The 21110-nt window shown below is 56.5% G+C and carries 18 protein-coding genes, 1 tRNA gene and 2 pseudogenes; 6 read left to right on the top strand and 15 right to left on the bottom strand.

From position 1 onward, the window contains the following. The first annotated feature begins 67 nt into the window (after nucleotides 1–67). Nucleotides 68–2026: a bifunctional 2',3'-cyclic-nucleotide 2'-phosphodiesterase/3'-nucleotidase gene (locus AC0L6A_RS10965; RefSeq protein ID WP_473290009.1), complete on the top strand. Its 1959-nt coding sequence runs from the start codon at nucleotides 68–70 to the stop codon at nucleotides 2024–2026. 62 nt (nucleotides 2027–2088) lie between these two features. Here the strand turns inward: AC0L6A_RS10965 and AC0L6A_RS10960 are convergent, their stop codons facing one another. The 13 genes and pseudogenes from AC0L6A_RS10960 to AC0L6A_RS10900 form a co-directional block, all read right to left on the bottom strand. Beyond that, nucleotides 2089–3270, bottom strand: coding sequence for a LysM peptidoglycan-binding domain-containing protein (locus AC0L6A_RS10960; RefSeq protein WP_473290008.1), 1182 nt, complete (start codon nucleotides 3268–3270; stop codon nucleotides 2089–2091). 118 nt (nucleotides 3271–3388) lie between these two features. Further along, on the bottom strand, nucleotides 3389–4057 hold the full coding sequence (locus AC0L6A_RS10955; RefSeq protein ID WP_473290007.1) for a protein-L-isoaspartate(D-aspartate) O-methyltransferase: 669 nt from the start codon (nucleotides 4055–4057) through the stop codon (nucleotides 3389–3391). Next, nucleotides 4054–4852, bottom strand: a pseudogene (surE, locus tag AC0L6A_RS10950) (5'/3'-nucleotidase SurE). The gene AC0L6A_RS10955 and the pseudogene surE overlap by 4 nt, the downstream one beginning before the upstream one ends. Before the next feature lie 122 nt (nucleotides 4853–4974). Next, entirely contained in the window at nucleotides 4975–5628 is a 654-nt protein-coding gene (locus tag AC0L6A_RS10945; RefSeq protein WP_473290005.1) for an SDR family NAD(P)-dependent oxidoreductase, read from the bottom strand. Nucleotides 5629–5676: 48 nt separating this feature from the next. Continuing rightward, nucleotides 5677–6240, bottom strand: coding sequence for a DUF2199 domain-containing protein (locus AC0L6A_RS10940; protein ID WP_473293472.1), 564 nt, complete (start codon nucleotides 6238–6240; stop codon nucleotides 5677–5679). Between the two features lie 39 nt (nucleotides 6241–6279). Continuing rightward, nucleotides 6280–7731 (bottom strand): amidophosphoribosyltransferase, encoded by a 1452-nt coding sequence (gene purF, locus AC0L6A_RS10935; RefSeq protein ID WP_473293470.1) that lies wholly within the window; start codon nucleotides 7729–7731, stop codon nucleotides 6280–6282. Nucleotides 7732–7902: 171 nt separating this feature from the next. After that, a complete protein-coding gene (locus AC0L6A_RS10930; RefSeq protein ID WP_473290004.1) occupies nucleotides 7903–8487 on the bottom strand; it encodes a CvpA family protein in 585 nt (194 codons plus the stop codon). Between the two features lie 51 nt (nucleotides 8488–8538). Continuing rightward, nucleotides 8539–9907: pseudogene (radA, locus tag AC0L6A_RS10925) on the bottom strand (DNA repair protein RadA). A gap of 55 nt (nucleotides 9908–9962) precedes the next feature. After that, entirely contained in the window at nucleotides 9963–10403 is a 441-nt protein-coding gene (locus AC0L6A_RS10920) for a paraquat-inducible protein A (RefSeq protein ID WP_473290003.1), read from the bottom strand. An 81-nt stretch (nucleotides 10404–10484) separates the two neighbouring features. Continuing rightward, entirely contained in the window at nucleotides 10485–11231 is a 747-nt protein-coding gene (locus tag AC0L6A_RS10915) for an ABC transporter ATP-binding protein (RefSeq protein ID WP_473290001.1), read from the bottom strand. Further along, the gene (locus AC0L6A_RS10910) at nucleotides 11228–12013 is read right to left on the bottom strand and encodes an MlaE family ABC transporter permease (RefSeq protein WP_473290000.1); all 786 of its coding nucleotides are present in this window, start codon (nucleotides 12011–12013) and stop codon (nucleotides 11228–11230) included. Before AC0L6A_RS10910 ends, AC0L6A_RS10915 begins: the two co-directional genes overlap by 4 nt. Continuing rightward, a complete protein-coding gene (gene alr / locus AC0L6A_RS10905) occupies nucleotides 12010–13059 on the bottom strand; it encodes an alanine racemase (RefSeq protein ID WP_473289998.1) in 1050 nt (349 codons plus the stop codon). Before alr ends, AC0L6A_RS10910 begins: the two co-directional genes overlap by 4 nt. 92 nt (nucleotides 13060–13151) lie before the next feature. Continuing rightward, a complete protein-coding gene (locus tag AC0L6A_RS10900; protein WP_473289997.1) occupies nucleotides 13152–14366 on the bottom strand; it encodes a bifunctional alpha/beta hydrolase/OsmC family protein in 1215 nt (404 codons plus the stop codon). A 242-nt stretch (nucleotides 14367–14608) separates the two neighbouring features. Here AC0L6A_RS10900 and AC0L6A_RS10895 point away from each other — a divergent pair, with 242 nt between their 5' ends. After that, on the top strand, nucleotides 14609–15385 hold the full coding sequence (locus tag AC0L6A_RS10895; protein WP_473289996.1) for a heme-dependent oxidative N-demethylase family protein: 777 nt from the start codon (nucleotides 14609–14611) through the stop codon (nucleotides 15383–15385). 135 nt (nucleotides 15386–15520) lie between these two features. After that, complete coding sequence (locus tag AC0L6A_RS10890; protein ID WP_473289994.1) at nucleotides 15521–15796, top strand: hypothetical protein; 276 nt, start codon at nucleotides 15521–15523, stop codon at nucleotides 15794–15796. A gap of 166 nt (nucleotides 15797–15962) precedes the next feature. Here AC0L6A_RS10890 and glnA read toward each other — a convergent pair whose 3' ends face one another. Further along, nucleotides 15963–17369, bottom strand: a complete 1407-nt coding sequence (gene glnA, locus AC0L6A_RS10885; protein WP_473289993.1) for a type I glutamate--ammonia ligase — start codon at nucleotides 17367–17369, stop codon at nucleotides 15963–15965. A gap of 35 nt (nucleotides 17370–17404) precedes the next feature. Beyond that, a complete protein-coding gene (locus tag AC0L6A_RS10880; protein WP_473289992.1) occupies nucleotides 17405–17743 on the bottom strand; it encodes a P-II family nitrogen regulator in 339 nt (112 codons plus the stop codon). A gap of 167 nt (nucleotides 17744–17910) precedes the next feature. Between AC0L6A_RS10880 and AC0L6A_RS10875 the strand changes: the two genes are divergently transcribed. The 3 genes from AC0L6A_RS10875 to tig all read left to right on the top strand — a co-directional run bounded on the left by AC0L6A_RS10875 (nucleotide 17911) and on the right by tig (nucleotide 21099). Further along, on the top strand, nucleotides 17911–19491 hold the full coding sequence (locus AC0L6A_RS10875) for an NAD(P)H-hydrate dehydratase (RefSeq protein ID WP_473289991.1): 1581 nt from the start codon (nucleotides 17911–17913) through the stop codon (nucleotides 19489–19491). A 169-nt stretch (nucleotides 19492–19660) separates the two neighbouring features. Next, nucleotides 19661–19745 (top strand) — tRNA-Leu (locus tag AC0L6A_RS10870). Nucleotides 19746–19767: 22 nt separating this feature from the next. Further along, the gene (gene tig / locus AC0L6A_RS10865) at nucleotides 19768–21099 is read left to right on the top strand and encodes a trigger factor (RefSeq protein ID WP_473289989.1); all 1332 of its coding nucleotides are present in this window, start codon (nucleotides 19768–19770) and stop codon (nucleotides 21097–21099) included. Nucleotides 21100–21110 lie beyond the last annotated feature (11 nt).

Below are 21110 nucleotides of genomic sequence, written 5' to 3'. Positions count from 1 at the left end.
TACGTCATTCGTCTGTCATGCTGGGGCCATAGCATTCCGAAATCATACCAACACGACCGAGGTTCTCATGTCCCTTTCAATGACTCGTCGCGGTTTTCTGGCTGGATCAGCCGGTTTCATCGCGCTTCATCCTTACTCTGTCCAGGCGTCCACCAATCAGGCCCATTTGCGCATCATGGAAACGACGGACCTGCATGTTCATGTCTTTCCATATGACTACTATTCTGACCGCGAGACGGACAGGGTTGGCTTGGCGCGCACGGCTTCGTTAATCAACGATGTCCGGGCCGAGGCGACAAATTCGTTGCTGTTGGACAATGGAGATTTCCTTCAGGGAAATCCCATGGGTGACTACATCGCCTATGAACGTGGCATGAAGGAAGGCGACACCCATCCGGTTATCAACGCCATGAATACATTGGGGTTTGACGCGTCGACTTTGGGCAATCATGAGTTCAACTACGGTCTGGATTTCTTGATGAAGTCGCTCGCCGGGTCCGGTTTCCCTGTTGTTTGTGCGAATGTTGCCAAGAAATTGGGGGCCACGCCGCGCGAAGATGAAACGCTTTTGCCGCCTTATGTGATTGTCGAACGCTCTATCACCAATGGTGCGGGAACTACTCAACCTATTAAGATCGGCTTTATCGGTTTCGTGCCGCCGCAGATCATGAACTGGGATCGCCGCCATCTGGAAGGTAACGTACAGGCCCGCGATATTATCGAGGCCGCCCGCGCATACATCCCACAGATGCGCGAAGAAGGCGCAGATCTGATCATTGCCCTGTCGCATTCCGGAATCGGTGCTGCGGATCATAGCGATGGAATGGAAAACGCCTCGATCCCATTGGCTGCAATCGAAGGCATCGACGCGATCCTGACCGGGCACTCGCATTTGGTCTTCCCATCATCGACCTATGCCGATTATCCCGGGGTAGATGTTGAACGCGGTACGATTATGAGCACACCCGCTGTCATGGGTGGCTTCTGGGGGTCCCACATGGGTCTGATCGATCTTTTGATCGAACATGACGGCGGCGCGTGGCGCGTGGTGTCACACACGTCGGAAGCGCGCCCGATCTATAAACGCGAAGAGGATCGTTCGATTACAGCGCTTGTGGAAAGCGATGCGAAGGTTCTGGCTTCGGTTCAGTCCGATCATGACGAAACGCTTGCCTATGTGCGCCGTGCCGTTGGCAAGACGGATGCGCCTCTGCACAGTTATTTTGCGCTGGTGGCGGATGATCCTTCGGTCCAGATCGTGTCCAATGCGCAGACCTGGTACATCAAACAGATGATGCAGGGGACGGAACATGAAGGGCTGCCGATCTTATCGGCCGCTGCACCGTTCAAAGCAGGTGGGCGCGGAGGTCCGGACTACTACACCGATGTGGCGGTCGGGGATGTCGCGATCAAGAACGTGGCGGATCTGTATCTTTACCCCAACACCGTGCGGGCTGTTCGTATCAACGGTGCAACAGTGCGTGAATGGCTTGAGAGGTCAGCGAGCATCTTCAATCAAGTTGATCCGGGGGCCGAGGACGCCATCCTGTTGAACCCCGAAATGCCGTCTTACAATTTTGATGTGATCGACGGCGTGACCTATCAGATTAATCTTGGCCAAGCCGCGCGCTATAACCGGGACGGAGAGGTCGTGGCCCCGGATGCCCATCGCATCGAGAACTTAAAGTTCGGTGGTCAACCTATTGACGACGCACAAGAGTTCATCATCGCCACAAACAACTACCGCGCAGGCGGCGGCGGGCATTTCCCCGGGGCTGATGGGACAACCACGGTTTTCGAAGGCCCAGATACCAATCGTGATGTGATCGTGCGCTACATCGTTGAACAGGGCACGGTTAGCCCGCGGGCGGATGCAAATTGGTCCTTCACTTCGATCGACGGAACAACGGTGTTGTTTGAAACCGGACCTGCCGCGTCGAAACACATTGAAGGTGTCGAGGGCATGACAATCGAAGAGGTTGGCATGACAGAAAGCGGCTTTGCGCAGTATCGCATTTCGCTTTGATCCCAAAATTGAAAGGGCGGCCCTTTGGCCGCCCTTAATCGTCAAGTCTGACCTAAACCCGATCAGTTCAAATACGGCATTGGGTCCACAGGTTCCGTGCCTTTGAAGACAAGGAACTGGATCGCGTTGTAGCGGTTCTTGGTTGCCACAGCGATTTGCTGACCGCGTTTGACCTTCTGGCCTTTCTTCACCTTGATGCCCGCAATAAAGCTATAGGCCGTTTGCGTGCCATTTCCGTGGTCAATCACAACGATCTCTTCGCCTTCGACATCCTTTGATACCAAGCGCACGGTTCCTGTTGCGGCGGCTTTCACGGCCTCTCCGGGTTTGGCAGAGATCAGGATATAGCCAGCTTTCTCGGCATCAAAAAGGCTTGTGACTTTGCCGGCCACGGGCAGCGCCATTCTGGCAGAGCTTGCTTGCGTGCGTGTGTCCGACAGTTTCGGGGCAGTCGGCGCTTTCGGGGCAGGTTGCTTGACCTCATCCTTTGGAAGCGCCGCGGCAGCCGAAGGCGGTGTCGGTGTAGCAGACCCCTGACCAGGTTGCGAAATCCGGGTTTCTTTCACCGGTGCGGATACTTTAACGGGGATCAACAGGTGCTGCCCCTCGCGAACGGTCAGGTTGGAGCCCAATCCGTTCCAATCGGCAAGGGATCGTACGGATACGCCGTAGTTGCGAGCAATCGAATAAGCCGTTTCGCCACGCTGAACGCGGTGGCGGACGGGTTGCTGGCCTGACACTGTCGGAGCGGTTGTCGCATTGGATGTGTTGCCAGCGCGGTCGATCGCATCACCTGCCAAAGTGCTGATGTCAATCTCGCCGTCAGGCTTGATGACGCCTGTCGTCGGTTCAGCCACACGGCGGGGCAGAGCCAGAAGCTCTCCATCGCGCAGGGGGGCGTCCAGCGCCAGACCGTTATAGCGACCAAGTTCCGCAGGGTTCATGCCGATCCGTCCCGCAACTTTCGCAACGGTGTCCCCACGTTTGGCCAAAGCGACCTGATAGCTGGGGTATGAGATCACGCCGCGCGCATCAGGCTTTGGCCGTTGCGCAGTGCCGACAGATTGGGCGGCTTGGCTGGTCGAAAGGTCGCCACCCGCAAGTCCCCTGAAATCCAGATCGAAATTGTCGCCGCAGGCGCTTAGGGCCAGTAGTGACCCAAGTAAAACTGTTGTACGCGTTTTCGCCCCGGTGCGTGTTTCGGCACGGGGTTTCAGGCACGCAATTGTGCTGTGGAGTGGCATTGCTCGTCTTCCTCAATCCATGGGCCTGTTTTTCAGGCTCTGCATGTGACCCTTTTCGGGCCTTGTTATATTCTGGCTGGGGTATCCCAACCTGATCCCGCCGTCGCGGGGAAAATTGCTATTCGCGCCCCAGCCCTTCCAATAGGGGAACAAACCGCACCGGCAAAAGCTCGTCATAGTCGAAACCTGTTTCGGTTCTTGTGACCTTTATCAGGCTTTGAACAGTATCAGACTGACCTACCGGTACGATCATGATACCGCCAACGGCCAGCTGCGCCAAGAGCGGACTGGGTGGGTCCTCGGCGGCGGCGGTGACAATGATGCGATCAAAGGGGGCCTGATCGGGCAATCCACGCGATCCATCCCCGGTAATGGCGGTGATATTGTGCAAATCCATCTCTTCGAAAAGTTCGCGGGCTTCGGCGACCAGACGACGATGGCGATCAACCGTGTAAACGCGGCGTGCGAGCTTCGACAGGATGGCGGCTTGATATCCAGACCCGGTTCCAAGTTCCAACACTTTGTCGCGTGGCGAGATGTTGGCGGCTTGCGTCATCAACCCGACAACTGACGGCTGCGAGATGGTTTGTCCGCAAGCAATCGGCAGGGGCATATCTTCATAGGCGCGTTTGGCAAAAACGCCACGCACAAAGGGGCCGCGGTCAATCTCTTCCATAGCCGACAGAACGCGCGGGTTCGTGACGCCCTTCGAGCGCAGGGCGAACAGAAACTGCATCTTTTGCTCAGCGTCCCATGCCACCTGTGTTTGTCCGTCTGCCTGGTTCATGCAAACAGATCCTCAAGTGCCGATAGCCTGTCATTGGCGGTCAGATCGGCCCGCATCGGGGTGACTGAGACGTAGCCCTCAAGGTTCAGGGTCAGGTCCATGCCGGGCTCGGACGGGTTTGCTTGCGGTCCACCTTTGATCCACAGGAATTTGCGGCCAGACGGGCTGTGATGGGCTTGCGTCCCAAAGAAGGCGTCGTGGCGCCATCCTTGTGGTGCAGCGCGCACCCCTTTCACAAGATCAGCCCCAACCGGAGGGAAATTGACGTTGTAAAACAAAGGATAGTTCGCACCTTTGTCCCAAGGCCCAGCTTCGATCAGCTTTTGTACGATTTCAGGCCCATAACGTTCGGCGGCTTGGAATGGGCTGTCCAGTATCCTTGGTGCCCACGCCCATATATTGCGACAGAGCAATGGCGGGCAGACCCTGAAGCGCGGCCTCCATCGCAGCACCCAGTGTGCCGGAATACAGCGCGTTTTCGGCCGAGTTGTTGCCCCGGTTCACACCCGAGATCACAAGGTCAGGGCGTTCTGGCATCACGTCATAGAGGGCGGCCAACACGCAATCGGCGGGGCTGCCCTCGGCCGCAAAACGTCGGGGTTCAAGTTCGGCGATCATGAACGGGCTGGTGTATGAGATACAGTGCCCAACGCCGGATTGTTCGAACGCGGGGGCAACGGTCCAGATCTCGGCTTTTTCGCCCGCCAGATCCTGCGCGACTTGATTGGCGATCGCTTCCGCGACGATCAGCCCCGGCGCGTTAATCCCGTCGTCATTTGTGATGAGGATACGCATGATCCGCCCTTTCCGCCGTTTGGCCCAGTGTTTTTGGGCCGTTGGCAAATCAATAGGGCAGCTTGGAGCGTGCGGCAAGCACAGCGGTCCAATCGACGGTCAGGAAAACGGGGGCGTTGCGATCAAGCCAGCCCGGCGTCAGTCAAAATGCGTTTCGCTTCGGCGTCTACGGGGGCAAGCGTGCTGCGATCTTCACCGGGGAAGAACCGGCCCCGCATCGATGTGGCAAGAGGTTTGGGTTCGGCAACAACAATGCGCGGTCCGATATTGGCGTTTTCAGCCGCCCAGCTGCGCACCATCGCGACCTGAGCCGCTTTGGTGGCGCCGTAGCCTGCAAAGAACTTCTGGCCTGCATGATCATCCGCAAAGAACAGCGCCGTGCTGTCATCTGTCATCAACGCATTAACCATGAAGATCAAATTGCGTGTGGCTTCGACATTTGTATTCCACGCCTGCGTCCAGCCTTTGTCGTCCAGATCAGGCGTCGGCATCAGGGCAGGGCCATAGATGGCGGTGTGCGCCCAGACGTCAATCGGTCCCCAGCGATCATGGATCGACCGACACAGATGCGCCATCGCGTCTTTGTTGGTGATGTCCATCGGCGCCAGAGTGGCGGACCCTCCGGCGGCCTTGATCTTGTCATCCAGCTCTTCCAGCGCACCTGTGGTGCGGCCCACGGCGACAACGTGATGCGTTTTGGAAAGCTCCAGCGCCAACGCGGCCCCAAGGCCACGCGATGCACCGGTAACGAGGGCGATTTTCTGTGTATCAGTCATAGGGGCGACTTAACGTTGTCCAATTGAAATGTCGAGTACGTGAGCCCCTTATGCATCTGAAAGATGCGGGCGAAAATCATTTCCGGTTTTAGCGTAGATATCAAGAAGGGTGTCAAAGCTGATCCCGTCGTTCTGCGTGTCGAAAAATGCATGGCCTTCCTGAACCCACAAAGTAGGGCGCTGCCCATTGTCGCCGGGCGTCATGTTGCATGGTAACGGGTCGGTACTTTCAAAGCAGGGCAGGCTGTTTGCAAGCCATGAAAAAGCACCCTCGAACTTTGCTGTTCCACGCGCGTCTTCAAGGTAACTGTCCAAGCTCTCGTCACTTAGTGATCCCCAGCAGCCGAATCCAAATTTTTCGTCGGTGCCTTGAATGGGAAGATACAGAACAGATCGGACGAAGTTGTGCCCAGCAAATTTGCACAAGTCGGTTCCAAGGCGATCATCGCCAACGACCAGCTCTTCTTGGCCGCTTTCCTTGCGGTTTCCGTACGGCCATGGATCGGGGTGATCGAAGCCGATATCAAAAATGCCCGAAAAGCTTTGGTCGCAGCAGGGGCATTTATACGCGCTGTCGTTGAAACGCTGCCAGCGAGGATTCTTTGGACAAATCCTCGTTTCGGTTCTGACGGAAGCGTTCCAGAAACTTCACTATTCCGCCGCCTTGATCTCGAACCCTTTTTCGATCTGGTCGGCAGGTGTCACCGGGTATTCGCCCGAGAAACATGCGTCGCAGTATTGTGGGCAGTCGTTCTTGCGGCCTTCCGCTTCGCCAACAGCACGGTAAAGCCCATCCAGAGAGATGAATTTCAGGCTGTCGACCTTCAGATGTGCGCACATCTCGTCTTCGGTCATTTGGGCCGCCAAAAGCTTGTCGCGGTTGGGTGTGTCGACGCCATAGAAACAAGGCCAAGCGGTGGGAGGCGAGGCGATGCGGAAGTGGACTTCCTTGGCACCTGCATCCAGAAGCATGTCCTTGATTTTGCGGGTTGTCGTACCGCGCACCACGCTGTCATCGACCAGAATAACACGTTTGCCGCGGATCAAGGCGCGGTTCACGTTTAGCTTCAGGCGCACACCCATGTTTCGGATTTGCTCGGTCGGCTCAATAAAGGTTCGGCCCATATACTGGTTGCGGATGATCCCAAGTGCATAGGGAATGCCGCTTTCCTGGCTGTAGCCGATGGCCGAGGGCACGCCGCTGTCCGGGATCGGGCAGACCAGATCGGCATCGACCGGGGTTTCGCGGGCCAATTCTACGCCGATCTGGCGGCGGGTTTCATAGACCGAACGGCCACCATAGATGCTGTCAGGGCGCGAGAAGTAGACATGTTCAAAGATACAGAACTTTGAGGGCTGCGGACGGAAAGGAAACGTGCTGTCGACACCTTGATCGGTGATGACCACCATCTCGCCCGGTTCAATCTCGCGAATGAAATCAGCCCCGATGATGTCCAACGCACAGGTTTCCGATGACAGAACCCAGCCTTCGCCCAGCTTGCCCAGAACCAGCGGACGAACCCCATGCGGGTCACGCACGCCCATCAGCTTGGTGCGGGTCATAGCCACGACCGAGAACGCGCCTTCGACACGGCGCAGTGCGTCTTCCATGCGTTCAGGAATGTTGCGTTGAAGCGAACGGGCCATCAGGTGGATGATGCATTCGCTGTCAGACGAGCTTTGGAAAATCGAACCGCGTTCAATCAGTTCTTTGCGCAGGGCGTCGGCATTTGTGATGTTGCCGTTATGGGCAATGGCTGCCCCGCCCATCGAAAACTCGCCAAAGAAAGGCTGCACGTCACGGATGACAGCGCCTTTTGATCCGGCGGTGGAGTAACGCACGTGGCCAATGGCAAGTGGACCCGGCAAAGTCTCCATCACGCTGGCTTTGGTGAAGTTATCGCGCACATAGCCAAAGCGACGGGCAGAATTGAAGCCTTCTTCGGGGTCGTGGCAGACGATGCCGCCTGCTTCTTGTCCGCGGTGTTGCAGGGCGTGAAGACCAAGGGCCACGAAGTTCGCGGCGTCTTTCAGGCCGATGACACCAAATACGCCGCATTCCTCCTTTAGCTTGTCGTCATCAAACGGATGCGCAAATGGCATGGTTGAAGGGCAGGCAGGCGAGGTGTCGGACATGGACGGCAGTCTCCGATTCCGTGGCGTTGGGCTTCTCTTAATGGACAGGCTGCGCCATGTCATCAAACTATCACAATCCCTGTGCGTTTTATCTGGCCCAGAATGAAACAACGCGCCCGAAGGCGCGTTGTGAGTGTATTAGCTGCCGGTGTCTTCGGTGCTTGGCGTGCCGCCCGAGCATGATCCGACCAGCTCTTCATATTTTCCGACGATCCAGCCGGGGGCGTCCTCGGGGATCTGTTCGTTGATACGATCCTGCGTGCGCGCAAAGATCTTGGCGGTGCGGCTGTCATCCACCATTGGGATCGTGTCCGTTGTGACGATGCGGTCATAAACAACCAAGGCAATGGCGACCAGCACCAAGCCGCGTGCGACACCAAAGATAAAGCCAAGCGCCTGATCCAACCCACCAAGGGCCGAACGCTGTACGGCCGATGAGAAGAGCGGCGTAAAGATCGACACCACAACCAGCGCAAGTGCGAACACGCCGGCAAAGGCTGCGATCATCGACAATTCACAGCTGTCTGAAATGAAGTCCTTAAGAACCGGGATCTCTTTGATCAGCGGCAATGCGCGTGGCGCAAAAATATAGGCCAAGACCGCAGCGGCGATCCAGCCGAGGATTGACATGCCTTCCCGCACGAAGCCGCGCGAATAGGCCAAGATCGCCGAGATTAGAATGACCGCGGCCACGATCCCGTCAATCAGTGTAAAACCTTCCATCTTCGTCACTTCGGTTCGGGTCTAGGCCCAATACCGTCCCTGTTGTCGGGCCTATCCGGCCCCAAAAATATCTCCGACGAACCCGGTTAGGTCCGACATCTTCTGAATGTTCAGCCCGGATTCCCGAGCCTGTCTTGCTGCGCTCTGGCGCGATGGCTGACGTGAAACCAAGTTTTTGCGCTTCTTTCAACCGGTTTTCTGTCTGTCCGACAGGCCGTAACGCCCCTGATAGACTGATTTCGCCAAAAACCACAGTCTCTTTGGGGATCGCGGCGTCCTCGCGGGCAGAAAGTAGCGCCGCCGCCACAGCCAGATCTGCGGCGGGTTCGGTGATCTTCATGCCGCCCGCGACGTTCAGGTAAACATCAAGGCCTGCAAATGGGATGCCACAGCGTGCTTCGAGTACCGCAAGGATCATCGCCAAGCGCCCTCCGTCCCAGCCAAGAACGGAACGCCGGGGTTGTGAATGCGGCGACGGCGCGACGAGGGCTTGGAATTCGACCAACACGGGCCGAGTGCCTTCAATACCAGCAAACACGACCGAACCAGGGGCCGGGTCTTCGCGGTCTGACAGGAAAAGTGCCGAGGGATTTAGGACTTCGGACAGCCCTTGCCCTGTCATCTCAAAAACGCCGATCTCATCTGCTGGACCGAAGCGGTTCTTGACCGCGCGCAGGATGCGGAACTGGTGGCCACGTTCGCCTTCGAAATAAAGCACTGTGTCGACCATATGTTCGACCACGCGTGGACCGGCGATCTGACCTTCTTTCGTGACATGACCCACAAGGACGACGGAAATGCCGCGTTTTTTTGCAAATGTGGTTAGTTCATGTGCGGCCGCGCGCACCTGACTGACCGATCCGGGAGCGCTGTCCACATTGTCGGCCCACATGGTTTGAATCGAATCGATGATCGCAAGGGCAGGGCGCTCGTTGTCCAATGTGGTCATGATGTCGCGCAGATTGGTTTCAGCAGCCAACCGGACCGGCGCGTCCGTAAGGCCCAGTCGCTGGGCGCGCATACGGACCTGTGCGGATGCTTCTTCGCCAGAAACATAAATAGTGGGCAAGCCTGCCTGCGCGAAGCGGGCAGCCGCTTGCAGCAGAAGTGTCGACTTCCCGATACCGGGATCACCGCCCACCAAAATGGCCGATCCGGGGACAAGCCCGCCGCCTAGAACGCGATCCAGCTCTCCCATGCCGCATTCCGTGCGGGGCGGGGGAGCTTCTTCGGTCGATAGATCGGTCAGGGTGATCGACGCGCCACGCTTGCCACCCAAGGATTTCGAGGCAGGACCCGCACTTAGCGGCGCATCTTCAACGATCGAGTTCCATTCGCCGCACCCTTCGCAACGCCCCGACCATTTCGAGGAACTGGCCCCGCAGGCCGAACAGGTGAAGATTTTTTGTGCTTTTGCCATTCGGAATTTCTGCCCGGTTGGTGCGCCTTGCGCAAGGGGTTAGGCGGTTGCGACGTCAGGCTTTTTGACGTTTCGCGGTGGCAAAGCTGATTGCGATCGAGGTCAGCACGCAAGCGGTGAACAGATAAAGCCCCCAACCGGTCTCGATCTTGGCAAGTCCGATGCCTTTCACCAACACGATATAAAGCGCGATCAGGAAGATGTCGGCCATCGCGAGTTTTCCAAGGACGTTGAACACAGGCAGCATCTTGCGTCGCATCATGCCGAACTGGATCAACGCCAAGCCCAGCACTTTCATGATCGGAGCAAACACCGCAAAGAAGGTGACCAGAAGCGCGAGGATCACGTCCGTATCCCACAACGCTTGCAAGCCCGAGATCACGCTGACCTCTTTCAATCCAAACAGCGGCAGGTTGATGCCCGCCCGCATAAGCGGCGCGAACCACGCGATGGGGAAGGCGATGAGAAGGGCGAGGTTGAGGTAACGCATGTTCATAGGTTTTATGAAAGTGCTCCTGTGTCACTTCTCAAGTTGGAGTTTGGGGGAGAAACTCAAAAGTTTTCCCGCTTGTGGTTCTTACCGCACAGCCTCGATCGGTCCCTCAGCGCTGCCTGAAATGAACTGTGCCACATAAGGGTCGCCCGAATTGTCCATGTCTCCCACGGGGCCGGTCCACTGGATTTTCCCGTCATGAAGCATCGCCACATGGTCCGCAATCACGCGCACGGATGACATGTCGTGGGTGATGGTCATGGCGGTGGCGCCCATCTCTACCACAATCTCGCGGATCAGGTCGTTGATGACGCCGGACATGATTGGGTCAAGGCCGGTGGTGGGTTCGTCAAAGAAGATAATCTCGGGCTCAGCTGCGATGGCGCGGGCAAGGCCTACGCGTTTTTGCATGCCGCCAGACAGCTCGGCAGGAAACAGGTCGGCGACGTCAGGAGTCAGGCCCACACGGCGCAGTTTTTCGATTGCGATTTCGCGGGCTTCTTCTTTGGGCTTGGCCAGTGAGCCACGCAATAGACGGAAGGCGACGTTTTGCCAGACCGGCAAGCTGTCAAAAAGCGCGCCGCCTTGGAAGAGCATGCCAAAACGGGCCAGAAAGGCGTCACGCTCGACCTTCGACGTGTCTTCCCCGTCTAGTGTGATTGAGCCGCTATCTTGCGTCATCAGACCCAGAACGCATTTCAAAAGCACGGATTTGCCGGTGCCAGAGCCGCCGATGATCACCATGCTTTCGCCGCGGTTGATGGTCAGGTTTACCCCATCCAAAACACGTTTCGGGCCAAAGGCTTTGTGGACGTTTGTAAGTTCAATCATGTGGCAAAAAAGAAGCTCGTGAGAAGGAAGTTGGCGGCAAGGATCAGAACGGCTGCGGCCTCGACCGAAGTTTTTGTAGCACGACCGACGCCTTGTGCGCCACGGCCCGATCGCATGCCGTGATAGCAGCCCATGACGGCGGCGATAAAGCCAAAGGCCGCGCCTTTGATCAGCGACGACACAATGTCCGAGGTCTCAAGGAAGTTCCACGTATTGTTTAGATACGGGCCTGTGGCGAAACCAAGTTGTTGGGTGCCCACGATGAAGCCACCCATGATGCCGATCACGTCCCCGATGCCGACCAAAAGCGGGACGACCAGTGTGGCGGCCAGCACGCGTGGGGCGGTCAGGTATTTCATTGGGTGGGTCGATAGGGTGACCAGTGCATCAATCTGCTCGGTCACTTTCATAGTGGCGATTTCGGCTGCAATCGAGGATGTCACGCGTGCCGCGATCATAAGGCCGACCAGAACCGGGCCAAGCTCGCGCACCATGCCGATGGCAACGATTTGCGGCACCACGGCCTCGGCCGAGAAACGTTGTCCTCCCGAGTAAATCTGAAGCGCCAGCGCCGCACCGGTGAAGATTGCGGTCAGGCCGACAACAGGCAGGCTGAAATAGCCGATGTTCAGGATCGCGGTCAGAAGCTCACGCGGATAGAAGGGGGGGCGGACAATATGGGCGATACATTGGCCCGCGAAGATAGCAACGCGCCCGACAAGGGCCAGGAACCCAAGCGTCACGCGCCCTATCGTGGCCAAAGGTTTGGTCAAGGCGTTCATGTGCGGCCCCTAGAATAGTGGCGGTCATAGCGCGCGCCCAGTTGGGTCAAGACTTCATACCCGATGGTGCCAGCTATTTCAGCCAGATCATCAACGGTCTGTTGTTTGGACAGCATTGTTAAAGATTTAGGAGTGTCACGAATGTGGGTGATGTCGACGCAGATCAAATCCATCGAAACGCGCCCCAAGATCGGACAGGGCGTATCTTCGTGAAACATCACGGCATGGTTGGACAAATGCCGGCTTAGTCCGTCTGCATAGCCGCCACAAACGGTGGCCACGCGGGTCGGCTGTTCAGCTTGCCAAGTATTTGAATACCCGACGGTTTCGCCCTCGGAAAGATCGCGGATTTGAACGACCGGAAGGTCAAGATGGACGACGGTTTGTGCGTCTTCGAAGGGCAAGCCACCGTAAAGACCGATCCCGGGGCGGGTAAGATCGAAGTGATAGTCCGGCCCCAGAAGGATGCCGCCCGTGGCAGATATACTGCGCGGAACGTCGATCCCGTCCGTCATGTCGTGGAAAGCCGACAGTTGCTGATGGTTCATAGGGTGATCGGGGTCATCCGTACAGGCCAGATGGCTCATGATCAGGCGCGGGTGTTGTGCCAGAAGAATGTCGCGCAGGGCGGCCCATTCGCCGGGCTCCATCCCCAGCCGGTTCATTCCGGTGTCCAGCTGAATGCCAAATGGGTGACCGGGCAGGGCTTCAAGGTGTCGTGTGACTTGTTCAACCGAGTTCAGCATGGGCACCAGCCCAAGGTCGTGGATCATATCAGTGTCGCCAGACATATGGCCTGAAAACACGCTGATCTCAGGGCCGGGACCAAGTGCTTCGCGCAGGGCGGCGGCTTCCTCGGCGACGGCGACAAAGAATCGACGCGTGCCAGCGGCCGCAAGGGCACGGGCAATTCTGCCAGAACCCAAGCCGTAACCATCGGCTTTCACCACCGCAGCGGTTTGCACCTCTGCGCCGCTCATGGCATCCAGTGAGCGCCAGTTTGCGACCACTGCATCCAGATCTATTGTTAGTCTGCCCGTACTCATAAAAGGGTTTTTGACGGGGTGGTGGCTCAGGTCAAGGCAAAAAGCAGCACATGTCGTTCTGCGTGCGGTTTTCCCCCGTGGTCATCCAGTCGTTATCCCGCCAAAACTGTCTCGATATGACTGGAGTTTTCGAGGGTTCGGTGTACCGGACAGCGGTCAGCGATTTCCAGCAGGCGCTGGCGCTGGTCAGCATCCAATTTGCCCGTCAGATGGATCTCACGGCGAAATGTGTCGATCCGATTTTTTGCACCGGTTTCAGCATCTTGCGCGTGCACTTTGTCATGGCTGACCTCAACCCGGACATGTTCCAATGGCCACCCTTTTCGCCGGGCATACATCCGTATGGTCATCGAGGTACAAGCCCCTAACCCCGCAGACAAAAACCCATAGGGCGACATGCCTTTGTTGGTGCCCCCATAAGCGAGGGGTTCGTCAGCGAGTGTGTGGTGATTTGGTCCTGATTGAATGTCCTGAAGGAACCCACGTGCATCGGCTTCGGACACGCGAACGATGCCTTCGGGGGCACCGGGCGGCGGGGCCGGGGGTGTTAGGTTGATGTATTTCGTGGCCCAGGTCGCAATGACATCAGCAACATATTCCGCGTCCGTGGCGCGGCTGATCAGATGATCAGCATCATCCAGTGTCACGAAGCTTTTGGGGTGCTTGGCCCCCATGAACAGGGTGGCAGCATTGTCGATCGAAACGATCTGATCGCGCGGCGCGTGCAGAACCAGAAGTGCGGCATCCAGAGTTTTGAGCGCGTCCTCAAGCTCGGTGCTTTGCACGTCCTCGACAAACCCCGCGCTTATGCGGAAAGGGCGTCCACCCAAACACACTTCGGATGAGCCATCAGCGTGGATGTTGCTGAGCTCTTCTGCAAAGTTTTCAATGACATGAGACGGATCAGCGGGTGCGCCGATGGTGACGACACCCTGAATGCCGCTGAGTTCCGGCGCGGCTTTGATAACGGCTGCTCCGCCAAGGGAATGCCCGATGAGTAAGCTGGGGGGAAGCCCGCGCGCGCTTAGGGCTTGGGCTGCGTTTTCCAGATCACGCACATTCGATGTGAAACTCGTATTCTCGAAATCACCATCAGAGTGACCAAGGCCGGTAAAGTCGAAGCGAAGCACGGCAATGCCAACGGCCGCAAGGCGCGCAGAAATACGACGGGCCGCTGCAATATCCTTACCGCAGGTGAAGCAATGGGCGAAGAGCGCCGTGGCCAGATGTGGACCGTCCGGAAGGTCCAGACGCGCGGCCAAATCATGTCCGGCATGACCTGGGAAAGTGAACTTTTCAGTCGGCATGTGGGCTCCTGTCGCGGTCGGAACTACAGACTGGCCAGAAACTGATTGTCTGGCCGCGCAGTTTTGATGGTTTGATTGGCTCCTCAGAAGGTGGCGAAGTAGGGACATATCGACAAGAGCAACGTCGAATTGTTCACGCAAGGGTGATGAGTTGTTGGTTCCAGTGAAAGCGACATCGGAAAGGACTTGCGCGTTTCACGTGCGCTGCGCAAAGTCGCTGAAGACAATCGAGGAGTTCTCAAATGGTCGAGATTTGCCAGGAATTTCTTCCGATTCTGCCTTGGGCGGATCCGAAAACTGCGCGTCTTCCAGGCCTGAATCCCGTTGAACCGGGTCATTGGTTACAATTTGATGACGCCTATAGTGCACAAATGCAGCACAGACTGTTTCTGATGCGTGAACATGGCAAAATCACCCATAGGTTGAGCGATATGGCGCTGCCTGCCGCCGAAGAACTTCTGGAAGAGGTTCTTGTGGAATTATCTGGGATGGACGGATTTGATATCGCCGAAAACACTGTGACCTGTCCGGATGGTCGGGAGGTTGTTATTGATCGATCCTTACCGTTGCTAACACTTGGCGCAATGGTTCAGGAGGATTTTGTCATCCTGCAAAAGCAGGGTGATGAACACGTAATGACAGGCGCGATTCTGTGTTTTCCTGCGAGTTGGCATATCGACCAGAAGTTCATGAAACCATTGGTAAAAATTCACAGTACTGTGGATGAATACACACCAGATGTTGCCCGCCGTGTTCAGCGATTGTTTGATTGCATCCAGGTGTCCCGTCCCATGTGGCGGGCAAACTATTTGTGCTACAATGATCCCGAACTGTTCCAGCCACGTCGTGAAGAGGAGCGACGAAGCTATGATGCAGCCAAACCCAGCTGGCTTCGGGTCGAGCGTCAAAGCATGAAGCGCTTGCCCAAAACACAAGCCGTTGTGTTCTCGATCCATACATATGTGCTGCAAGAGAAAAAATTAAGAAGCCTTGGGCTGTCTCTACCGATAGAAGAATAATTAACAATACGATGCTATTAGCAGAATCCTAGGTGCTTGAAACGGCCATATTTCAGCCCTATTAGTATGACAGATCAAGGTCGGGCACCCGGCGGTGTTTTTTTTGATCAGTGAGAAAGTAAAGCGGGAAAAACTATGAAAAAACTATCTTTGGTGATTGCAATCACCGCCTCAGGGGTGATGGCAGGCTGCGTCAGCAAAACAGCATATGAGAGCAACCCTGTGCAAATTCAGACGCCAAAAGGCACCGTAACTTGCCAGCTGTATACGCGCGATCGCGTTCAGTGGGACGAGTCGATTGCAGTGCCATCGGGCATGACGAAAGCCGAGGGTGACGCTTACTGTATTCAGGAAGGCCATCGCCAGTATCGTGGCGCGCATAATAGCGTACGCACGGTTCCGAGTTCCTGATCTAAGAAGCTTACCTGATTCAGTCCTTGCTTGAGTAAGGAGCTGAGTTTCGGAAAAAGGCGCCTTGCTGGGCGCCTTTTTGTTTGGGAATGCATTACTTCTTGCAACAGGCGCGAAACGAAAAGGGCACCCGATTGGGTGCCCTTTTGTATGATTTTCCGAAGTCTTAGCAGCTGTAGTAAAGCTGATACTCGACCGGGTGGGGTGTGTGCTCGTAGGCGTAGACCTCTTCCCATTTCAGGTCGATGTAACCTTGGATCTGGTCTTTGGTGAACACGTCGCCAGCGGTCAGGAAGTCATTGTCTGCTTCCAGAGCACCCAAAGCTTCACGCAAGGACACGCAAACAGTTGGGATGCCTTCCAGCTCTTCCGGTGGCAGATCGTACAGGTTTTTGTCCTGAGCGGGGCCTGGATCGATCTTGTTCTTGATGCCATCAAGGCCAGCCATCAGAAGCGCTGCGAAACACAGGTAAGGGTTCGCTGCGGGATCGGGGAAACGAGCCTCAACGCGCTTGGCTTTCGGGCTTTCCGTCCACGGAATACGTACACAACCCGACCGGTTCGAGGCCGAATAGGCGCGCAGAACGGGGGCTTCAAAGCCTGGGATCAGGCGCTTGTAGCTGTTGGTCGACGGGTTGGTGAAAGCGTTCAGCGTCTTGGCGTGCTTCAGGATGCCGCCGATGAACCAGATCGCTTCTTGGCTCAGGTCAGCGTATTTGTCGCCAGCGAAAAGCGGCTTGCCGTCTTTCCAGATCGACATGTTCACGTGCATGCCTGTGCCGTTGTCGCCTGCGATGGGCTTGGGCATAAAGGTAGCCGTTTTGCCGTAAGCATGCGCCACGTTGTGGATGATGTACTTGTATTTCTGCAGCTCGTCAGCCTGTTTGGTCAGGCTGTCAAAGATCAAGCCCAGCTCGTGCTGGCAAGACGCCACTTCGTGGTGGTGTTTGTCGGTTTTCATGCCGATGTTCTTCATCGTGGTCAGCATTTCCGAACGCAGGTCTTGTGCGTCGTCAATCGGGTTCACGGGGAAGTAGCCGCCTTTGACGCCGGGACGGTGACCTGTGTTGCCCATCTCGTATTCAGCGTCCGAGTTCCAAGACGCGTCAACCGCATCCACTTCGAACGACACTTTGTTCATGGTGTTCGAGAAACGAACGTCGTCAAACAGGAAAAACTCAGCTTCCGGACCCATATAGGCCACGTCGCCGATGCCCGAAGACTTCAGGTAAGCTTCGGCTTTCTGCGCGGTGCCGCGCGGGTCACGACCGTAGGATTCCCCGGTGTCAGGCTCAACGATCGAGCAGTGAATGCACAGTGTTTTTTCCGCATAGAACGGGTCGATATAGGTGCTTTCGGTGTCGGGCATCAGTTTCATGTCCGAGCTTTCGATCGACTTCCAGCCGGCAATCGACGAGCCGTCGAACATAAAGCCTTCTTCAAGGAAGTCTTCGTCAACAAGGTCGCAATCCACGGTCACGTGCTGCAGCTTGCCGCGTACGTCGGTGAAGCGGATGTCGACATACGCGATGTCGTCTTCCTTGATCTGTTTGAGTACGTTCTGAACGCTCATATCAGTATCCTTTGGTTCGTGTCTGTTCGTTTTGGTCAAAGAGCATCGTCGCCGGTTTCACCGGTGCGGATGCGAATGGCTTGTTCTACGGGCGAGACAAAGATTTTGCCGTCGCCGATCTTGTCGGTCTTGGCCGCGTCGATGATCGCCTCGATGGCGTCTTCGACCTGATCGTCGGGCAGAACGATCTCGATCTTCACTTTGGGCAGGAAGTCGACGACGTATTCGGCGCCGCGGTAAAGCTCGGTGTGGCCTTTTTGACGGCCAAAACCCTTCACCTCGATCACTGAAAGACCTTGCACGCCGATATCCTGCAGGGCTTCTTTCACTTCATCCAGCTTGAACGGCTTGATGATGGCTTCGATCTTTTTCATCTGCATCCCTCATGTGGTTGCTCGCGTTGCGACCCAAAGACCACTTTCCTATGGGCGCGACAATTGGATAGGCTGACGCAGGGCGGTCAATTTCGACCGATTTCCGGGCTACTGCATAAAAATTAGGCAGTTGGTTTAAGAATTGAGCATTTGGCGAAAGGTGACCCATGACTGAATTGCTGACAGCGGCCCAAATGAGGGCGATCGAGCAAGCGGCCATCGACTCAGGTGAGGTCACCGGGCTGGAGCTGATGGAGCGTGCGGGCAGGGGCGTGGTCGAGGCGATTTTTGAGGAATGGCCCGAGCTTGCCAAGACCTCTCACAAGGCTGTGGTGCTGTGCGGTCCGGGGAATAATGGCGGCGACGGGTTTGTGGTCGCGCGTTTTCTGAAAGAGTGGGGCTGGGAGGTCGAGGTGTTCCTCTATGGAGACGCAGACAAGCTGCCCCCGGACGCACGTGTGAACTATGAGCGGTGGTGTGAGTTGGGCGGCGAGATTGTTGGTAAAGCGCCTGATGCATGGGAATTGCGCAGACAGGGTTTTGATCTTGTGATTGATGCGGTGTTCGGCACCGGGTTGTCGCGTCCGCTCAGTGGTGAGGCAAAGGTATTTTGCTTAGAGATGTTTAAGCTTGGGATTGATGTGGCGATTGATGTCCCATCCGGCTTTTGCGCAGACAGCGGTAAGTTTATGGATGAAACACACGACTATAGTGATGGCCCGTTGGGCGTAGGCCTTATCGTCACCTTTGAGCGTAAGCGAGTTGGGCATGAATTGAGTATTTTATCAGATCAAGCCGACGCTCTAAAGGTTCAGGAAATCGGGATATCCAACTTCGTTCCATCCTCACGTAGAGATTATTCCATTCTCTATGAAGCTGGAAGGTCTCGCTCTAGGGCGGCACATAAACACGTGTATGGGGTTCTTGCGGAGAGGCCTTGCCATAAATACTCTCACGGCCACGCGCTTATTCTCTCTGGCCCTTCCGGCAAAGGCGGTGCCGCACGTCTTGCGGCCCGTGGGGCGCTGCGTATCGGGGCAGGGCTTGTCACCGTTGCCCCCACACCCGGCGCGCTGCAAGAAAACGCGGCGCGGTTGGATGCGATTATGTTGTCTCCGGTTGGGGATGCGCAGACGTTGGAGGCTGTGTTGGCGGATGAACGGCTGAATGCGCTGTGCCTTGGACCGGGTTTGGGGCAGGAACGCGCGCGGGATTTGGTGCCGGTTGCTTTGGCGGTGAAGCGCGCGACAGTGCTGGATGCGGATGCGTTGACGGCGTTCGCGGACGATCCGTCTGTGCTGTTCGACATGTTGCACGAGTACTGCGTACTGACACCCCATGCAGGAGAGTTCGCGCGGTTGTTCCCCGACATCGCCGAGAAGCTGAGTGCTCCCGCCACCAAAGGTCCAGCCTATTCCAAAGTGGACGCGACCCGAGAGGCCGCGGCGCGGGCAGGGTGCGTGGTGCTGTTTAAGGGGCCAGATACGGTGATTGCTGCGCCTGATGGCGCATGTTCGATCAACTCTGCCGCCTACGAACGGTCCGCTCCTTGGCTGGCCACCGCTGGATCAGGCGATGTGCTGGCGGGCTTTATCTCCGGGCTGCTCGCGCGGGGTTTCGCTCCGATGCAGGCGGCAGAAACCGCCGCGTGGTTGCATGTGGAATGTGCGCTGGAGTTTGGACCGGGCCTGATCGCCGAAGATCTGCCGGAACAATTGCCCGCCGTCTTCCGTAAACTGGGGGCGTGAGCGCCTGATTCTGGGTCTTCCGCCGGGCCTACCTGCCGAAAGAGTAAGAAATTGCGCAAACTCCCGCCGTATAAGGGCGCTTTTCCTCTCGCATCCGCTGCGCACTGGTGCTAGAAGGGCGCGAATTTGGACGGCCCCGTCCTGAAAACGTGGGCCGTCCTCGGTTTTAGCGGGTGTGGCGGAATTGGTAGACGCACCAGATTTAGGTTCTGGCGCCGCAAGGCGTGGGGGTTCGAGTCCCTTCACCCGCACCAAAATTGAAAGAAGGACGAGACGATGCAGGTCACCGAGACGCTGAACGAAGGTCTGAAACGCGGCTATAAGATCGTGGTTCCTGCCGCTGATCTGGACTCCAAAGTCAACGAAAAGCTGGTTGAAGCCCAACCCGAAGTCGAAATGAAAGGCTTCCGCAAAGGCAAAGTGCCTATGGCGCTTCTGAAAAAGCAGTTCGGTGAGCGCCTGATGGGCGAAGCCATGCAGGAAGCTGTTGATGGCGCGATGAACAAGCACTTCGAAGAATCGGGTGACCGTCCGGCGATGCAGCCTGACGTGAAGATGACCAACGAAGATTGGAAAGAAGGCGACGACGTTGAGATTGAAATGTCGTACGAAGCCCTTCCCGCGATCCCTGAGGTCGATCTGAAAGGCATCAAGCTGGAAAAACTGGTCGTGAAGGCCGGTGAAGGCGAAGTCGACGAAGCGCTGGCCAACCTGGCCGAGACCGCTCAGGACTTCAAAGATCGCAAGAAAGGTTCGAAATCGAAAGATGGCGACCAAGTTGTGATCAACTTCCTTGGTAAAGTAGACGGCGAAGCCTTTGATGGTGGCGCTGCTGAAGACTACCCGCTGGTTCTGGGTTCGAACTCGTTCATTCCGGGTTTCGAAGAGCAGCTGGTTGGCGCCAAAGCTGGTGAAGAAGTTGAAGTTAAAGTAGCTTTCCCTGCCGAATACGGTGCGGAAAACCTGGCTGGCAAAGACGCTGTGTTCGAATGCACAGTGAAAGAAGTCAAAGAGCCTGTCGCCGCTGAAGTAAACGACGAGCTGGCCACCAAGTTTGGTGCCGAAGATCTGAATGCTTTGAAAGCGCAGATCGGTGAGCGTCTGGAAGCTGAATTCGCAGGTGCTGCACGCGCTGTTATGAAACGCGGCCTGCTGGACGAACTGGACAAGTTGGTTGATTTCGATCTGCCACCGTCGCTTCTGGATGCAGAAGCTGGCCAGATCGCACATCAGCTGTGGCATGAAGAAAACCCGGACGTGCAAGGTCACGATCACCCGGAAATCGAAACCACAGACGAGCATAAGAAACTTGCCGGTCGCCGCGTGCGCCTTGGTCTGCTTCTGGCCGAACTGGGTCAGAAAGCCGAGATCGAAGTCACCGACGCTGAGATGACGCAAGCGGTTATGAACCAAGCCCGTCAGTATCCGGGTCAAGAGAAGCAATTCTTTGAATTCGTTCAGCAAAACCCGCAGATGCGTCAGCAGTTGCAAGCGCCGATCTTCGAAGACAAAGTTGTCGACTATGTCTTTGAGCTGGCCAAGGTTTCTGAAAAAGAAGTCTCGAAAGACGATCTTCAGAAAGCTGTTGAGACTCTGGAAGAAGAATAAGAACGGATCAT

This window comes from Aliiroseovarius sp. D2-2, assembly GCF_055809455.1.
Note: the sequence above shows the minus strand (reverse complement) of the source record. Positions and strands in the feature narration are given on the sequence as shown.

Bases quoted from the DNA above. Each gene is read 5' to 3' on its own strand.
- AC0L6A_RS10965 (WP_473290009.1), top strand. From the start codon at position 68: ATGTCCCTTTCAATGACTCGTCGCGGTTTTCTGGCTGGATCAGCCGGT.
- AC0L6A_RS10960 (WP_473290008.1), bottom strand. From the start codon at position 3,270: ATGCCACTCCACAGCACAATTGCGTGCCTGAAACCCCGTGCCGAAACA.
- AC0L6A_RS10955 (WP_473290007.1), bottom strand. From the start codon at position 4,057: ATGAACCAGGCAGACGGACAAACACAGGTGGCATGGGACGCTGAGCAA.
- AC0L6A_RS10945 (WP_473290005.1), bottom strand. From the start codon at position 5,628: ATGACTGATACACAGAAAATCGCCCTCGTTACCGGTGCATCGCGTGGC.
- purF (WP_473293470.1), bottom strand. From the start codon at position 7,731: ATGCCATTTGCGCATCCGTTTGATGACGACAAGCTAAAGGAGGAATGC.
- AC0L6A_RS10930 (WP_473290004.1), bottom strand. From the start codon at position 8,487: ATGGAAGGTTTTACACTGATTGACGGGATCGTGGCCGCGGTCATTCTA.
- AC0L6A_RS10920 (WP_473290003.1), bottom strand. From the start codon at position 10,403: ATGAACATGCGTTACCTCAACCTCGCCCTTCTCATCGCCTTCCCCATC.
- AC0L6A_RS10915 (WP_473290001.1), bottom strand. From the start codon at position 11,231: ATGATTGAACTTACAAACGTCCACAAAGCCTTTGGCCCGAAACGTGTT.
- AC0L6A_RS10910 (WP_473290000.1), bottom strand. From the start codon at position 12,013: ATGAACGCCTTGACCAAACCTTTGGCCACGATAGGGCGCGTGACGCTT.
- alr (WP_473289998.1), bottom strand. From the start codon at position 13,059: ATGAGTACGGGCAGACTAACAATAGATCTGGATGCAGTGGTCGCAAAC.
- AC0L6A_RS10900 (WP_473289997.1), bottom strand. From the start codon at position 14,366: ATGCCGACTGAAAAGTTCACTTTCCCAGGTCATGCCGGACATGATTTG.
- AC0L6A_RS10895 (WP_473289996.1), top strand. From the start codon at position 14,609: ATGGTCGAGATTTGCCAGGAATTTCTTCCGATTCTGCCTTGGGCGGAT.
- AC0L6A_RS10890 (WP_473289994.1), top strand. From the start codon at position 15,521: ATGAAAAAACTATCTTTGGTGATTGCAATCACCGCCTCAGGGGTGATG.
- glnA (WP_473289993.1), bottom strand. From the start codon at position 17,369: ATGAGCGTTCAGAACGTACTCAAACAGATCAAGGAAGACGACATCGCG.
- AC0L6A_RS10880 (WP_473289992.1), bottom strand. From the start codon at position 17,743: ATGAAAAAGATCGAAGCCATCATCAAGCCGTTCAAGCTGGATGAAGTG.
- AC0L6A_RS10875 (WP_473289991.1), top strand. From the start codon at position 17,911: ATGACTGAATTGCTGACAGCGGCCCAAATGAGGGCGATCGAGCAAGCG.
- tig (WP_473289989.1), top strand. From the start codon at position 19,768: ATGCAGGTCACCGAGACGCTGAACGAAGGTCTGAAACGCGGCTATAAG.